Raw genomic sequence first — 16,558 nt, forward strand, 5'->3', positions numbered from 1 at the left:
ATTAATTTTGTACAATCAATAGAATTAATATATTTAGCTTATTTCTTGCTCTACTCCCTCATACCAACTCCAGAAGTGTTTGTTACACTTTCTGGAGTTATATACCCGTCCCTAAACCCTCTAGTATAGTGGAAGAGTAGGGATGTTGCATAAAGGAGTCCCCACAAAATTTATAAAATTAACACGCTTTTAGAGTACTAATTATTAAATAAAGTTATCGTGGAAGTGTTAATTACTTAATAATTGAACTGTCAGCCAACTTAAGCATTCTTTTTTCACACTTGATATAAAAGTATATTTCTTGGATGTTATACTCAACACAAATAACTCATCTTTAATTCTATTTCCATTCATTCCAAGAATTATTAAAAATAGAAGTTTCAGGAAAAGCTGTGTGATTCCCATTTTTATTTAAATCACCTTGTAATATTTCTAATTCCCATTCTTTAGAAGGCATATCATCAATTAATTCATAAGGAAAAATACCTCTTTCTAAAGCAAAATCAATTGTTGTACCAGCAGCAGCTCCAACAGACCATTCAAAAGAATGAACTCGATAGGCAGCAGCAGCAATATAACTTGTTGCAATACTCTTTCCAGCTACTAATAAATTATTAATTCTTTGCGGGATCATTGCTCGTAAAGGTATTTGAAAAGGATAGGTAGCACCCTGACCTTTCCTAATGTCTTTTCGTTCAGAATTATTTGGTACTTCTGGCGGGCTTTTTGTCATGCAAGGATGAAAATCTATGGCATAATGACCAATTCCTACACTATCAGGAAAAACAGTTGCCCTTGCTCGTTGAGGGATTTTTTCTACTGAATTAATTTTTGAATTTTTAGGTACAAAACCACCAACTATTCCCCAAAGATAATTAAACTCATCTGACCTTAAATTTTTTTGATAAAAATCATCCCGAAAATTCTTTTTAGCAATATCAACCTCCACCACTGTAAAACCTCTTGGATGAGTTTTTCCAACACGACCAATAATGCGTCGTCCTTCTCGAATATAAGGATATTTTGATAACCCATGGGCTGTTCCCATCGGTGTATCAAACCCACTCAATAAACGATAATTTGGATATTTTTGCTTCACTCCTTCTCCTAACTGGGAGTCAGTAGTACCTTCAACTAACCAATAAAAATAACCAAGAGCATTTTCCTCACCTCGACGGAGGGCTTCAGTACGCAAGCCGCCCATCCAGCCTCCCGGTTGTAGTTGACCTGTAGCTTGTAGTTGCCCTCGACTGTAAATTAAATTATCATCCTTGTTTCCAGGGCGGTAGTCATTACCCCAAGTCCAATTTTGCATGGAAATATCACCGGGATAAATAGTTCGTTTTCTGTAGTTACCTGGTTGAGGTGCGTCTGGTTTCGTCGACCAAATTTGTCTATAGCTGAAAACTAGGTTGAAATTAGCTAATCTAGATAATTCATAACTATAGTAGGGGGAATACTGAGAATAAAATGGCGGTTTGACATGGGCTTGAGGTGTTTTAGTCGCCTCCATCGCAAAAGTGTAAGTGAAACCTTGAGTGCAGTAGGGGTCTGTGGTATCAATAGGAGATGAGGGGTTAACGTAGGTTTGGGGATCGATACCCAGACGGTAGGGAACATCTGCCAGAGCAATAACTTCTCCGGTTTCAGTTGCTTCAACAACGTACCAGTCTGCACCACCTGTTTTTTCTGAAGATGGTTGAGGTACAAACTGAATTATAGTTTTATCAAATCTTGCTGAATTTTCGTAAAGGTAGGCATCTTCGATAATTTGAGATAGAGGTTCAATGTTTATGGGTGGGGTATCATCTGCTGGTTGATGTTGGATAGCGATCGCCTTATTAATTTGGTTCTGAGAAATGTCTAATTGTTTGATAACAGTATTGGGAAACCATTTTAATGTACCGCCACCTTTTTTGGCAGCATTTTCTAACATCTGGAATAGGATAGCGTGACCATCGTAAGGCATAAAACAGGAAACACTTACCCAACAGTTGCCAGGGTTTAATCTACCATATTTTTCTTTAATGCGTTCGCGTAACTCTAGATAACCACGGGGATAAAATAGAAGACTGCGTTGAGTTCCGCGTTCGTCAAGAGCAGAGGTGCCTTGAGAGGAAATTTGACCGCCTACCCAGTCAGTGATTTCAGTCATACAAACGGTGCGCCCTGCTAATAATGCTTCATAGGCGGTTGCAGCTCCTGCTAACCCACCACCGATAACTAAAATTTCGCAGGTTTCTTCTTGATCTGGGGTAGAGGGTAGCGCGGCTAAAGTTGGTGTAATAGCTGGAGCCAGGGAAAATAAGCTGAGAATTAGGCTAGCTATTGGGTTGGTTTTTATTGGCATAATTTACAGTTAAATATGAAAAGGCAAAAGTTCACTTATAGTAAATTGGTATAATATCTTGTTGTATTATCTTATTAACTTAGTATAGTACAAAATCCGGTTAAACAAAAGTACCTTTTTAAAATTTTTTTCTCAACATTTTGCATTCTTTCTTCCTTGTATCTGACTACCATACAATTTGTCAAACATCCGCCAGGTAAGTCACCTTACCCGACTCGCGCGCAAAACTGTGCGTGAGATTTTTACCTCACACGGCTTCTCTCTTAGAGATCATTTGTCATAGGTACATCCTTCTTATTCTAGTATTAACATATCATTTACCCATATACATCTCTCAGGTAGATCCTGTAATTTTGGTTTTTGATATGTTTTGCTATCTAAGACTGTTTTAGTGTCGTGTTTGTTTTTATATGTGTTGTCACCACCTTCAAACTTAGGTATTATGAGGTCTACCTCTATCAAGTCCGATGGTTTCAATATACTTCCACAGAATAGGATAACAAAGTCATCAGCATAAATGCCAGTAATACTGGTTCGGTGTTTCAAGTCCTATTAATTAGCTACAATAAGAATGCTTTTCTCACATCAATTCCTCTCAATTTTTAATTTCCTAATTTTTTTTCACAGTAGATATTCTAAAGATACATGAGATTAAACGATCCTCGTTCTTGACAGGTTCAGTTCAGAAAATATTATCAAAAGTAATACTGCCCTTAACGGCTAGTCAAAATAACCAGAGAAACAATATAGGTTGGTCAACAATGAAATTACCCTAATAAATAGTACTTAGATATATTAAATTTAAGTACAGCAAAATTTGTGATAATTGATATAATAGGGTGTAGGAAAATTTTAAATGCTCAAAAGCTTACTCTGTAAGGTTTTTAGGATTGTAAGTAATGAAATAACCCTTAAACCTGAACTGATAAAGGTTTTAGGTGTTTTTTTTCTTAATTCCCAATAAATCTATTATATAGAAGCTTATGAATTTCTATATTGTTTTCCATTAGTTATGATTATAACTTAGGTACCTACCTAAATTATACACTATTTTCATGGTTTACTACCCTTGACTCCTACTATATATGATGGTATATTTGTAACTACTGATTATAAATGTTCTGAAGAAAAAAATCGTAGTTTTTGGGTTAAAATAGGAGGAATAGCTATCATAAATTAATAAATATAATCAGGAGATCAATTATGACTAATCAGTCAGTCATAGCCAAGGAAAAAAAGAAGCAGAAGTCAGAAATTAGACTAACGGTAAACCAAAAAAATTGGCTCATATCTGCTCATGTTATTTCTGGAGCAATTTGGTTTGGTACTGCCCTTTCGATATTAATTATTGTGGTTAGTAATTTTAATACTACTAACGGTGATCAACTTTACGGAATTAACTCTGTTGTAAAATTATTAGATGACTGGGTAGTTGTTCCAGCAGCTAATACTACTTTAATGACTGGAGCCTTACTTTGCTGGTTAACAGTTTGGGGTTTTTTTAAATTTTATTGGGTAATTACTAAGTGGATTATTACTAGTATATTAATAACCTTTGGAACATTTTGGTTAAGTCCTTGGACTAATGCTATGACTGATATTGCTGATCATGAAAGGTTAAAAGCATTAAGTAATCCTCTATTTATGTTTGATACTAAAGCTATAATTATTGGCGGAGCAATTCAAATTTTGAGCCTAGTTTTTATATTTATTATTTCTTTTTTGAAGCCTTGGGGCAGACAATATATTATACCCAAAAACAATATTAAAATTTCAGACAAACAGGACCAGGTATTAGGTGGTAAGTGACGCAGTTTCAGACCAACTTTTTTTCATCTATAAACTCTACATTAACCTAGGATTTACCACCTATTATACCAAGGGCAAAAAAAAAGAACTTTACGAATAGTTTTAAACTTTAGTTTAGATGTCAAATAATTTCCTGAGACTACTTAGGGAGTCAAAGTTTTGTTCAGAATAAATCTTATTTATTTATCCCCAAGGAGGTGGTTAACTTTTGACTTCCATGAAATGCCTATTAACATCCATGTTTCCTGTTAGTTCAGCATCTCGAAAGAAAAAACTCAAGCTTAGTAATAATAAATTAAATTGAACTATTCCAAGAAATAGTATTAGTTGTGGGTAATCCCCAACTCTTATTATTTCCTACAGTTTCATTATCTAAAGTATCAACAACTTTCTGATAAACTTCCTCTGCTTGTTTAGGAGAATTACCAATACTTGTTAAGCCTAATTTGCCAAATTGTGATAAACAACCCATCATATGAAATAACGTTCCTGTTTCAGTACTACTATCAAAATGTAATCTATTAAAAGCCACAATATCCATTAAATCATTAGGCAATAAACCCCGATAACAAATTTTTTGTAAATTGTCCGTAGCTTTGTAAAATTTTGCAGGCCCGTGCTGACTATAAAATAAACCAGTTTCATAATCATAACTTCCATTTGTTAATAACTTTAATGTCATAAATGGATGAGTTGTACCACCCCGACGTAAGTTAATTTCAATCGCAAATAAATCCCATTTTGGCGATTTATTTGTACCTTTATTTACAGCGATAAAATCTACTCCAAACTTATCCAAAGCACCTTTTCTCGCCAAAACTTTTCCGATTTTTATACCTAAATTTTGTAAATTTAATCGGTAAGCTTCATCAGCAGGAAAACGACAACCGATAAAAATTTGCCCATCAGGTCCCCCCAAAATTTGGTCATGGGTAGAGATAATTTCAACTTCACCTTTAGGTGTAATTCGAGCTTGCACACTGGGCGATCGCTTCACATCTCCCTCTATAAAAGCTTCTGCTATTGCCCCTAGTTCAAAAATGCGCTTACTAAAATTTTCCCAAGTTTCATCAACAGACTGAAACCGCAGTGTCCTAAAACTATTAAGTATAGCTTTCACCCTATCACTCTTCCCGACTTTTTGTAGTGGTTGTAAATCTAACAGGGCATTACCTTCTCCTGAAAAACCCTCATTCAACTTAATAACTATCCGTTGGAGGTGAGGTTGCCGTTCCCACAACTGGGATGTTACTAATGCCAAATCATCAACATTCCAAACTAACTCACTACCATCAGGATGAGGAATATTACATTCAGTAAAGATTTGTCTACTACCACTTTTAGTACCCCAATAACTCAAATCTGGGTCTGTCCCTAATAGAGGAATACCTAAGTGCACAGACAATTCTCGTTCAAGTGGAGTACAATTATAACAAACCATGTAAGATTTTTCCTGACGCAACGCCAGATGAATACGCTCAATGAGACGGGGGCGTTCTAAAATTTTTTCAGTTAGAGGCCTGCTAGAAGCATCATAAGTAGCAAATAGGAGCAAGCGATCGCGAGCGTGAGAAAAAGGAATTCCTGGTAATAGTTGCAAATAGTAGTCAATAATGCTGGGATGTAGAGGTTCAGAAGTAACATAAATTAATCGGGTGCGGGGGTTACGCAGACGTATTAAAGAAAATAGATGTCGTTCTTCGTAATTGTGAGCACCCTGTATTTTTAGCAACTCTCGTTGGTCTAGGCTTACAGAAGGGATAATCAAAATATCCGAGTCACCCTGGTCAGGTAAATCTATATTTTGCCAGCGATCGCATAAATGAGTTTGTAGTTCCCTGAATAGTAAGGCTTTTTCTCTATTAGCAGTATCTAATTTTGTCATAGTTTTTATCAATTATTATTGAGTTTGATAGAACTAATTTGACATCTATAATAATCAGCATTTAGTGCCTTTGGGTAAGTCCCGTTTATCTAAAATGGCCCTCGCTATCGTCCCCAAGCCAAGGGATGAACAAACCCATTCTACTTTGTAAACCTTTAAGTTTGCCCGTAACTTTCTGGTTTTAAATTACCCAACCCTCTTGCTCCTCTCTCACCGAGAGGATAGGGGTTGGTTACCCTTTCTCTTACCTAGGGATGTTAGATAAAGGCGTCGGTACAAAATCAATTTTTATCAGCTTGGATAATAGATAGTTTAAAAATTGCTGCTATAGCTAAAGAGCACTCAGAAACCTCTAATAACCACTCTAACCTCTCTCACTTCTTGAGTTTTTTTTCGCTTGAGTAATAAACTGTTTGTATAGCAAGGGAGCTAACAGGTTTTTTCTGTTTTGATTGATACTTTTCACTTTTTTTGCTAAACTATTATTTCCAACAAGACGGACACAACCATTTGCTCCTTTTGCGCTCTCGGTATTTTTGTCCCAATGTTGGATATATACGGCACTTAAATCTCGCTTTCATAAAATAAAATGGATTTGTAACTCACAAAATGATAACATAATAAGAATAACCAAAAAATTACCGTAGAAAGGTGAGGCTTTCAAGCTAGTTTTTTGGTAATTCAAGCTAGTTTTTTGGTGAATTTTCAGAGTGATAACTTCTGGGAAGTGATTTTTCAACTTAGCTAAAAATTTCAGAGTTGTTAGATTGTAAGACCTAGGCTTGGGAAAATGCCAAAGGAAAACAGATCTAGTTGCCTATCTCTTATATTACCTAATTTTTAGTAATCTGTCTTAAAATTTGACATATACTTTTATATGCCTAAGTAGTTTAATTACTTGAAATCCAATATTAATCAGGAATAAAGCATAATATTCTTTTAAAAAGAATTTTTATCTGAACTGAAAAAATATTAGAAAGAAGTATAACAAAAGTCAGAAACGAAGATGATAAAAGAATTTATTGAATTACTCAAGAGGGGAGACTACAACCTAAGAGATCTATCCAATAAACTAGACCGAAACAGTTTTAAATTATTACTTTAATCAAAATAATTCATATCATCATCTTTGTTACTACGAGCGTACTTAGAAGGTGGGCGATCGCTACTCCAAGCCCACCAACTAGTATTACAATGACAATAATAAAATTCTTGCCATTTGCGACGACTATTTTCTGTATATACAGGCGATCGCCGATTTATCCATACAGCTTGTGCCTCCATTGTGCTTGCCCCACATTTAGGACAACAGAAACCAAACCCATGAATTGCTGAGTTAGTCCATTGGGGAGAAATTGGATTAAAAGCTTCCATTATTCACTTTATAATTATCAAATATTATTTATGTAAATATCTTAACTCAAAACTAGACAAAAAATTTACCTTCCATAAGAAAATTTTATCTTGAATAGGAACCAGTAGACATCTTGAAAAATGGGTCACTTATTAAATTAAATTTTTTCCCTTGTATACTTTACGCTCTTTTCTTCTCAACTTAGTTTTAACCCATCAGCATGAAAATTGACAAAATAGTGGTGAATAGGGAACAAGTAAAACAATATTTACCTTCTCATTTGTATCACATTAATCTGCAACCTACTGTAAGCTCTAATATATGTAGCAATCCCAAGTAAATCATAACAGATATAATAGTAAAAATAATATCTTTTTTTGGTGTTTCATCACTGCGGGATGATTTCTAATGAAGTAGAAAATTTTAATTGACGTATACCCCCGCCCAATCATGAAAATAAATTGTCTAAAATATGACTCTAATAACATTATAAAAAATAGTCTAAGAAGGGGGGGAATTTATCAATATCAGAATTGTAGCTGCCAAGTTATTAAATATTATTCTGAACTAGGCAGCAAAAACTTTATCATATAATCTGAGTTAAATTCTGTAATTATTATTTGGAGCGATCGCTATTTTATTAAAACCTTAAAATTAGGAATAAATTACATATAATCTTGCAATAGTACAGTACCAATAATCCTACTAAAAATGATTAATTAGTGAAATAAAACAAAAGTTATAGAGGATAAATTGGCTAAATAGCAACTACACATATAACTCATAAAGCAAGCAATATTTATGATTAACAATATCATCTGCTATGAGGATATATTTTAAGTTATGGTTGAGAAACAACAGATAAAAAAAGAGAAATTTTACTTTACTAATAAAAAAGAAAAGTCGACTTATTCTGGTACCTTAGACTATCAAAACCCAGAATTTATTCATCTTGAAAAGATGTCGAAATACTGCAAATACCATAAAAAATATTTAAGTATTTACAGCAGCAAAATCCCGGAAAAATATCAGCAATATTTGGGCATAGAGCAACTGATCATAATTTGATATAATTCTAATTAACATTTAATGATAATTAATACTCAAAATCCGAAGCATAATCCTGGATAAATTGTACAAAATTTGTTCCGATGCCTCGGGAAAAACCCTGTTAAAGATATTTGGTAACTAGCCCAAAACTTCATCAGACAATTTGCTCATCTTTGTAGTTATTTAAAAATAGTTAAGTTATTTAAAGTTTTTGTTACCGATATTTGAATATTCAACTTTTCCAAAGTTTTTAAGTATGGAATTTTGCCACAACCAATGTGTGGACTACTATAATTATTTCACCACTTATCAATAACGAAAAAACCACATCGCATAATCTTCTAATAATTGAGCATTAACAGAGTTTTCTGCAACCGCTTCTAAATCAACCAATGGCAATGTAAACTTTAAATTATCTGTAGTACGTTCTAACACACCTAAAATTCCATCTTCGACGTCTAATTTCTGGTCTAAATTTAAAAGATTAAACTTATCTGTGTAAGATGGTTGTGTCTTTTTGAGCTTTTTATATTCTTTTGTACTTCCTGGACCCATCGTATAATATTCTTCCCATTCAAACTCTTCCATACCTTTAACTAAACAAGGAATTTTTAGATTTTTCTTCAGATATTTTAAATACTTTTTTAAATTACTTCGATTAACTTCTAAATTTGTAGTGCCGAAAACTTCTTCTAATTTTTGTTCAAAAACTTCCCTCCGATTTTTTTCTTCTTCATCATTATCTTTTACTATCTCTTCAAAAGCATCAATATGCTGTAAAAAATCTTCAATAGGCGCAGTTCTACCTAAATTTTCTCTACCATTCAGTTTAGATGTTTTTCCTGATACAATAGTCTCATCAATTTCAATTGGTTTCAGGTGTATATTATCAGGTTTAGACTTATTTTTATTTGGTCTTTGATTAGATTTTGGCATATAATTCTTACCTTATTCAGGTTTATCATTTAAAGAGTATATATATAGAATAAAAAATTCCATTAATCTATCTGACGAGTAAACTATGACACAAATAACACAGTCCCCAGAACCAATAATTTATCAAGGACAGTTCGGAGATTTTACTATAACTAAAAGCGATCGCCTTAGTGTAATTATTTATCGTAGTGGCTTAATGATAGCTGCTCTTAGTTTTGCATTAGGCAGTGTCCTAGTATTATGGCTTGGTGAAAACCCCATCATCATTAAAGCACTTACGCCCATCATTGGCTGTTTTTATCTAGCTAGTGCTGTAAGTTTAACCACTATTCATATTTATATGGCCAGCTTACATCGACTACTCCAACTATTTTGGATCATAGGGACTATTACTACAGTAATCTTAGCAATTAAAAGTAGTGACCCACTTGCATTAACAGTTTACAACAATCCTGTCTCTATTTTCGGTGTAGGTTTTACATTTGCTGCTTTGACTGGTATTTATTTCAAAGAAGCTTTTTGCTTTAACCGTTTAGAAACTAAATTACTCACACCTTTAGTACCTTTTTTACTCTTATCTCATTTGGTTGGTTTTTTATCAATTGAAATGAAAGAGTTTTTATTAGGAACTTGGGCTTTCCTATTTATGATTTTTGCTATCCGAAAGGCATTTCAACCAATACCTCCAGATATTGGGGATAAGACTGTTTTTGAATATTTACATCAACAAAAAAAATTGGAAAAAAGCTGATCATCCTTAGACAATAGTTAGGGTGGGCAAATATTGCTTAGTTTAACATAATATGTACTACTAAAAAATTGCCCACTATACTAATTAAAAAACTTGAAATCTAGCTTTTTTTATTTGCCTTTTCCCTCTTGTCTGTCATATATCAATGTCGCTGAAAAAAACATCAAAAGCAGTTTAAAAATAACCTCTGTTAAAGTAATTTTTATTAATATATGTTCTTGAAAACTCCACCCTAGTCGTAACTGAATGATTGATTAAAATGTTTTTATTTCAGATATTTACAGCAACGGTTTGTGGAAATTAAACATTATGGATTTTTTAGCCATATTTACAGTAATTATAGGGATGATTTTGATAAAAAACTCCTCATAACTTGATAGCTGATTAAATGTAGCGATCGCCCACAATGAAATTTTCAAATTTTAAGTCCAGATAAACGTAATATTTTCAAGATTAATGTCAATCAATAATCAATTATATTGACTTATCACTATAACAGAGGACTACCAAGTCTTCGATCAAAATAAAAATATAATATGCTATTTTTATCTACTGTAGAATTCTATAATACCTCATTTATCTTCAAAATTATGATTAGATTGCTTGCTATACTAGTAACAAAAACAGAACTTTATTAATTGACTTTCACTTAATAACTAACTACAGCTAGAAGGGTAGATACTGATATGGTTTTTACGAGTTCCTTCGGACAAGCACAAGTACGAGTATAAGTTATGTGTTTCTGAGCTCATCATTATTTACAGATAGTTCCCTAATTTTAAAACTTTTTCTAATTGTAGTTTTGTTAAGAGGATTTGACTTAGACTTGAATTTCGACTTAACGAATCTTAAATTTTGGACTTAGATTCTAGTTTATTGTACCATTTGCTGTTATTATAAGTAGGTCGGTGTTAAAATTTGTCGCTATGTAACAAAATGTAAATTTACTCAAATAAACTGTATGGAGTAGCTTAGAGTCAACACACAAATCTTAATATAGCTAAGTTTTTTTTTCACCCTTACCTACTTATTATCCTAATTTCTCTTTCTTGTGCAACAACAAAACCTTGTAGTTGTAGTTGCGATCGAGACTAGAATGCTAGTTATATTCAAGCAACGGCTGTCAGTTGGATCGTAATAGCCTGTGGACTGGATAACGCCAACTTTATCAGAACAAAACAGAAACAGAAATAGACCAAAATAAAAAAAAAGGAAGTTTTAGATTTCACGCCGTTAGACTAAAGCACTCAAGAGTGATAGATGAAATGACTCTCATGGGAAATTACTTTTGAGTTCTAGGAAAACTTACACTTTCTTGGTTTTGGTGAGGTATAGGTATGAAATCTAAATTTGTCAAGTTAAAAATGCTTTTTAATTAGGAATTGGGTGGTCGCTATTTCCAGAAAAATCATAGTCAAAATTATCAAAGCTGCTTTCTTAATTACCAGTTTGTTGTTGAATACGAATTAATTCAGCTTGAATTTTTTCTCGCCAAGTTTTATCTTTTCTTTGGATCTGTGTAATTTCATTAAACCGAGAAACCGTCAAATCATTTCCTTCAATAATTTTTTTAGCTTGCTTGCAGTAACTCATAGCAATTACCTGAATATTTTTTGGTAAAGCATTAACACTACTTTTCTCATTACAAATTATTGGTGGAACAGACCCTCCGGGACTTCGTTTTTGAAATTCATTTTTAATTTCTCTATATACTTCTATTCTTAGATTCTCAATTTTTAATACTGAAAAAGCATATTTATTTATTTCTTCAGGAGTAATGGCTTGATCTGTGAGTAATTCTTGAGCATAGACTGCTGTAGTAAATATAGAATCTAATGAAAGGTTAAACCATCTAGGTGTTATATTTATCATTAAACCTAATGTAGACAAAGTTACTACTAATACAGACCTGGACAACAACCTCTGGGGACATAGTTGAATAGTATGAGCTAAAGCTTTAATTTTCATACTTCTGATCAAAAATAAGAATTAAACTATAATATATAGAATTGTATTAACCTGAAAAAGTTCCAGATTAGAGAGTATCTGTAAATCAAATATTAAATCTTGATTTAGAGTGAGTTAGGTGCAGATGTACCCATTCAACCTAATAATCTCTGTGATTAGCCTGTAACCCAGGGAAGCTTTGACTTTGAATAGACCTGAAATTTATTTACACATACCTTCTTAATTAATTATATTTAATGAGAGTAGAGAAAATTTAATTAACTTAATATCTGTAATATTATCTCTACTTTCCATAAAAAAAATTAATTAGTAAAGTCTATATAAGTGATAAAATTAGTGTATTTTAATATTTTATTTTTAATAATTTGTGTTTTAAAACCTCAAATAATTTGCTAATTTTAGTAGAAAAATACCAATTATAGATACTAAAAATCGAAAAAAATTAAATCACTAACTAGGCTTTATAAATGTTTGGTATCAATAAATTTTAGGGTAATAGCAGTAAGTTTGAGATGATAACTAAATCTTCATTTTATCTGATTAGTAAATTAATAACTTTGTCCTATTTTTCAGAACAAAAATATGAATTTATAGTTGAATTTTAATAGTAAAAATAATAGTAAGACTATTTTTATAGATATAATACTAAGAGTAACCAATGTTTTTGACAAATGGTAAGGGCATATATTGAATAGAGCTAGGTCAGAAGGAAGAAGTAAGAAGAAGAAAATATTGAAAAAAAATGTATATAATGATAGGCATATATATCTCAAATCAATTGGAGCAGATATTTTTAAAGATATCAAATTAAGATGCACCTTTTTGTAGCATTCTTTTTTCAAAGTGGTATAATTAATTATCTACATTGACTGAATTGTTAGTATTTAGTTTACAAATCATAATGACTAATATTATATTAGATATTCGTAACCTCAAAGTTCAATTTACAACTGAAGAAAAACTAGTAACAGCTGTTGATGGTATATCCTTTAGGATTAAAAGAGGCCAAACCTTAGGCATAGTTGGAGAATCAGGTTCTGGAAAATCTGTCACATCTCTGGCAACTATGGGTTTACTACTGGCGAAATCTTGCCAAATTCAGGGTGAAATTTGGTTCAATAATTTAGCAGAAAACGCGTACAACTCTCAACCAGTCAACTTATTAGAATTATCAGATCAGCAAAAACAACAATACCGAGGTGGGAAAATTTCAATGATTTTCCAAGAACCTATGAGTTCTTTAAACCCAGTTTACACCATAGGATTTCAATTAACAGAAGCTATTAGATTTCATCAAAATGTTTCATTAGGAGAAGCACGACGTCAAGCAGTATCCCTACTTCAAGAAGTAAAGCTTCTTCCTAATGATGAGGTATTGCGACAAAAATGTCTAGAAGAAATAACTGAACATAGTCAAGACTTACTACAAGCAAAATTTAAACGGGGACGAGCCAAAATAGTAGATGAAGATAGCAAACCTGCTGTTAGGCTAGGACAGGAAAGTGAAGCTGTCGCCAGGCTCCGTCAACGCAAAATCATGGTGAAAGTAAATCAAAAAAAGTTAGCCATGTTAGATCGTTACCCCCACGAACTTTCTGGCGGTCAAATTCAAAGGGTAATGATAGCAATGGCAATTTCTTGCAACCCTACCTTACTAATTGCAGATGAACCGACAACAGCTTTAGATGTTACAGTGCAAGCAAAAATTTTAGACTTGTTACGAGAATTGGGAAAAAGCAGAGGAATGTCTATTATATTTATTTCCCATGACTTAGGAGTAATTTCCGAAGTAGCTGATACCGTAGCAGTAATGTATCAAGGGAAAATAGTTGAATATGGTGATATTAAGCAAATATTTTCTCAGCCACAGCATCCTTATACAAAAGGTTTATTAGCTTGTAGGCCTCCTCTACATAATAAAGTTTTGCGTCTACCTACTGTTTCTGATTTTATGGAAGAGGTGATCAACTCTAGTGGGGAAATAGAAATTCGCGAAAAAAACACGGCAGTAGCACAACCACAAAATCTAGATTTGCCAGAGAAAAAAGCACCTCAAACAGCTAAAAATCCTATCTTGCAAGTTAACCATTTGCGAGTCGGGTTCCCAATAAAAGGAATGTTTGGTCAAACTCAGCGCTTATTGATGGCAGTTAATGATGTTTCTTTTACTGTTTCTCCTGGTGAAACTCTGGGTTTAGTAGGAGAGTCTGGTTGTGGTAAAAGTACCTTATCGAGAGCAATACTCCAACTGATTCCAGTTACCAGTGGGCAGGTATTTTTTGAAGGTCAAGAAATTACAAATTCCCAAACAGGTAAGTTAGGAATTAAGAAGTTTTTGGGATCGCTAAAAAACCTTCAGTCAAAAAGTGGGAACAATTCTAATCAAGAAAAATATGAGCAAATGTTGCGAAGGTGCCGGCGGGATATGCAAATTATTTTTCAAGATCCTTTTGGTTCACTTGATCCTCGCTTAACAGTTGGCGCAGCTGTGATGGAACCAATGTTAATTCACAGTGTAGGTAATAGTTTTAAAGTGAGGCGCGATCGCGCAGCACATTTATTAGAAAGGGTGGGATTAACTGCTGACTCCTTAAGTCGCTATCCTTATGCTTTTTCTGGGGGTCAGCGCCAACGGATTTGTATTGCCCGTGCTTTGGCATTGAATCCTAAGTTAATTATCTGTGATGAGTCCGTTTCAGCCTTAGACGTTTCAGTACAGGCACAAGTTCTGAACCTATTAAAAGAATTACAGGATGAGTTTGGGTTGACATACATTTTTATTTCCCATGATTTGAGTGTTGTGAAATTTATGAGCGATCGGATAATGGTAATGAAACAAGGCAAAATTGAAGAAATTGGTCTTGCCGAACAAGTTTATGATCAACCGCAACGGGAATATACACGCCAACTTATTGCTTCTATTCCTATGGGAAAGACTTATACCAATTAACATATCGCCTATAAGAATAGATAGGACTTACCTACGCCAACCCTCAGTTTCTGGGATAAATGTTTGTTTTTCACAAAAAACACCTAGAAAAAAAACTTCGTTTCTAGGTTTACCTTTTTTGTTTCCTTTTCCAAATGGAGACCAGGTAGATTTTGGTTTAGTAAATTGATTCATTCAGTTAAAGAAACCATGAAGCAACATAGTTCACATCTCTCAAAATAATCCATAGTCATCATTTCTGATGACTCACAATTTTTGATTAGGTTATACCACTTTCCTAAAATCAAACTACACATAGTAGACTTGTTGGGAATTAAGGAAAAAAATGGCTAAAACCCTTATCCTTTCAAGTTTATAGTGCTTTGACATATCTAAAATCATAAAAACTTTATATATTAACCTTTTGAGCACTTCAAATTTTCTCACACCAAAAAACTCTAATACTTATTGAAGAAAATTATACTCGGTTACAGAAGTGATATATTTTTGACTAAATCTACCTAATAGTTGTTGTGAAAGAGGGTAAAACGACTCAAAAATTGCTAAATATGAACGAGTCTTAAAACAAAATAGTTTCAAAATCATTAACACCTATTAAACCATAAAGTACTTGAATTCAAGGATTAAAGTCTTTTCATCAGATATATTAGTAAATATTATTCAAAAAACATCATTAAAGGTTTGTGGGAAGAGGTATTTTAGCTCAGTTACACACTAGTAAAGATAGATTATTCTACATTATCTTTTAATTTAAACATTACCCAACCTTGCTTTGAGTCAACAGAATCTGAAGTGTTACTGGGAAAAATTAAGAAATCACACAAAGGTATTTCACTAATCTTTAATTCCTCACAAAAAGCTCAGGTTAAAACTAGTTAAAATAAGATAAAAGCTAAGAAAAGTAAAAAAAAATCTTAGAAAAAATGTAAGGTTAGTGGGTAATTTTTGCATCAAAAAAAAGGGTTTTTGATGATTATTTAAATCTTAATAATAAGGAGTATATTATTAGTTTAATGCTTTAGAAATACAAAAATTTAGGTAAATAATATGAATAAAAAAAGCTAAGAAAAAGAAAAATTAAAAATTGTATATCTGGGGTAAAAATGATTTATATGACTTAAATAGAGTAAAGTTTAGTACAACTCCTAGGGTAATAAATGCCAGACTATATTTTGAAAAATACTCAAAGATTCCCAGTCGCCATAAATCTCCCAAGCTATATGAATGTTAATATAATCATGGATCTCCTCCCAAATAATCATCGAAAGTTATGTTTCAACTGCGAAAATTAATTCTAGAGAAATTATTTTTTGTATAAAGACTTTTTTTATACTGTAAATAAATCTACAGTGATTATTTTATATAAATCATTTATCCACATAAATAATGAGAATTTTTATCAATTGGAAGAGTGCTTATTTCAGCAAACTACTATTTTTGAAGTATCTACTTATTATCCACAGTTGAATTTGAGATAAATTTGTAAAAATTTTGAGTTGAATAAT

General features: G+C 32.7%; 11 protein-coding genes. 4 read left to right on the forward strand and 7 right to left on the reverse strand.

All coding sequences use genetic code 11. From position 1 onward, the window contains the following. Nucleotides 1-340: 340 nt before the first annotated feature. Nucleotides 341-2,350: an FAD-dependent oxidoreductase gene (locus TERY_RS00845; RefSeq protein WP_011610078.1), complete on the reverse strand. Its 2,010-nt coding sequence runs from the start codon at nt 2,348-2,350 to the stop codon at nt 341-343. 294 nt (nt 2,351-2,644) lie between these two features. Beyond that, on the reverse strand, nt 2,645-2,896 hold the full coding sequence (locus TERY_RS00850) for a hypothetical protein (protein ID WP_044136254.1): 252 nt from the start codon (nt 2,894-2,896) through the stop codon (nt 2,645-2,647). A 657-nt stretch (nt 2,897-3,553) separates the two neighbouring features. Here TERY_RS00850 and TERY_RS00855 point away from each other — a divergent pair. Continuing rightward, nucleotides 3,554-4,159, forward strand: coding sequence for a hypothetical protein (locus TERY_RS00855; protein ID WP_011610079.1), 606 nt, complete (start codon nt 3,554-3,556; stop codon nt 4,157-4,159). Nucleotides 4,160-4,454: 295 nt separating this feature from the next. Here TERY_RS00855 and TERY_RS00860 read toward each other — a convergent pair whose 3' ends face one another. Both TERY_RS00860 and TERY_RS00865 read right to left on the reverse strand, forming a co-directional pair. After that, nucleotides 4,455-6,044, reverse strand: a complete 1,590-nt coding sequence (locus TERY_RS00860; RefSeq protein ID WP_011610080.1) for a peptide ligase PGM1-related protein — start codon at nt 6,042-6,044, stop codon at nt 4,455-4,457. Nucleotides 6,045-7,145: 1,101 nt separating this feature from the next. Then, complete coding sequence (locus TERY_RS00865; protein WP_011610081.1) at nt 7,146-7,418, reverse strand: hypothetical protein; 273 nt, start codon at nt 7,416-7,418, stop codon at nt 7,146-7,148. Nucleotides 7,419-8,241: 823 nt separating this feature from the next. Between TERY_RS00865 and TERY_RS34290 the strand changes: the two genes are divergently transcribed. After that, entirely contained in the window at nt 8,242-8,466 is a 225-nt protein-coding gene (locus TERY_RS34290) for a hypothetical protein (protein ID WP_044136256.1), read from the forward strand. Nucleotides 8,467-8,757: 291 nt separating this feature from the next. Here the strand turns inward: TERY_RS34290 and TERY_RS00875 are convergent, their stop codons facing one another. After that, the gene (locus tag TERY_RS00875) at nt 8,758-9,384 is read right to left on the reverse strand and encodes a hypothetical protein (RefSeq protein WP_011610082.1); all 627 of its coding nucleotides are present in this window, start codon (nt 9,382-9,384) and stop codon (nt 8,758-8,760) included. A gap of 85 nt (nt 9,385-9,469) precedes the next feature. On the opposite strand from TERY_RS00875, the gene TERY_RS00880 reads away from it, so the two are divergent. Then, nucleotides 9,470-10,135: a DUF2301 domain-containing membrane protein gene (locus TERY_RS00880; protein ID WP_011610083.1), complete on the forward strand. Its 666-nt coding sequence runs from the start codon at nt 9,470-9,472 to the stop codon at nt 10,133-10,135. A gap of 278 nt (nt 10,136-10,413) precedes the next feature. Here the strand turns inward: TERY_RS00880 and TERY_RS34295 are convergent, their stop codons facing one another. Both TERY_RS34295 and TERY_RS00885 read right to left on the reverse strand, forming a co-directional pair. Continuing rightward, nucleotides 10,414-10,554 carry a hypothetical protein gene (locus tag TERY_RS34295; protein ID WP_196797183.1) on the reverse strand — a complete coding sequence of 47 codons (141 nt, stop codon included), beginning with the start codon at nt 10,552-10,554 and terminating at the stop codon, nt 10,414-10,416. A gap of 1,018 nt (nt 10,555-11,572) precedes the next feature. Further along, entirely contained in the window at nt 11,573-12,103 is a 531-nt protein-coding gene (locus TERY_RS00885; RefSeq protein WP_011610084.1) for a DUF4168 domain-containing protein, read from the reverse strand. A 901-nt stretch (nt 12,104-13,004) separates the two neighbouring features. Between TERY_RS00885 and TERY_RS00890 the strand changes: the two genes are divergently transcribed. Then, nucleotides 13,005-15,053 carry a dipeptide ABC transporter ATP-binding protein gene (locus TERY_RS00890; protein WP_011610085.1) on the forward strand — a complete coding sequence of 683 codons (2,049 nt, stop codon included), beginning with the start codon at nt 13,005-13,007 and terminating at the stop codon, nt 15,051-15,053. The last annotated feature ends 1,505 nt before the right edge of the window (nt 15,054-16,558 follow it).

Origin of the sequence: Trichodesmium erythraeum IMS101 (assembly GCF_000014265.1) — a bacterium.
GTDB classification, from domain to species: domain Bacteria; phylum Cyanobacteriota; class Cyanobacteriia; order Cyanobacteriales; family Microcoleaceae; genus Trichodesmium; species Trichodesmium erythraeum.

Excerpts from the sequence above, each read along its gene's own strand:
- TERY_RS00860 (WP_011610080.1), bottom strand. The coding sequence starts at position 6,044 with ATGACAAAATTAGATACTGCTAATAGAGAAAAAGCCTTACTATTCAGG.
- TERY_RS00880 (WP_011610083.1), top strand. The coding sequence starts at position 9,470 with ATGACACAAATAACACAGTCCCCAGAACCAATAATTTATCAAGGACAG.
- TERY_RS00875 (WP_011610082.1), bottom strand. The coding sequence starts at position 9,384 with ATGCCAAAATCTAATCAAAGACCAAATAAAAATAAGTCTAAACCTGAT.
- TERY_RS00855 (WP_011610079.1), top strand. The coding sequence starts at position 3,554 with ATGACTAATCAGTCAGTCATAGCCAAGGAAAAAAAGAAGCAGAAGTCA.
- TERY_RS00865 (WP_011610081.1), bottom strand. The coding sequence starts at position 7,418 with ATGGAAGCTTTTAATCCAATTTCTCCCCAATGGACTAACTCAGCAATT.
- TERY_RS00885 (WP_011610084.1), bottom strand. The coding sequence starts at position 12,103 with ATGAAAATTAAAGCTTTAGCTCATACTATTCAACTATGTCCCCAGAGG.
- TERY_RS00845 (WP_011610078.1), bottom strand. The coding sequence starts at position 2,350 with ATGCCAATAAAAACCAACCCAATAGCTAGCCTAATTCTCAGCTTATTT.
- TERY_RS00890 (WP_011610085.1), top strand. The coding sequence starts at position 13,005 with ATGACTAATATTATATTAGATATTCGTAACCTCAAAGTTCAATTTACA.
- TERY_RS34290 (WP_044136256.1), top strand. The coding sequence starts at position 8,242 with ATGGTTGAGAAACAACAGATAAAAAAAGAGAAATTTTACTTTACTAAT.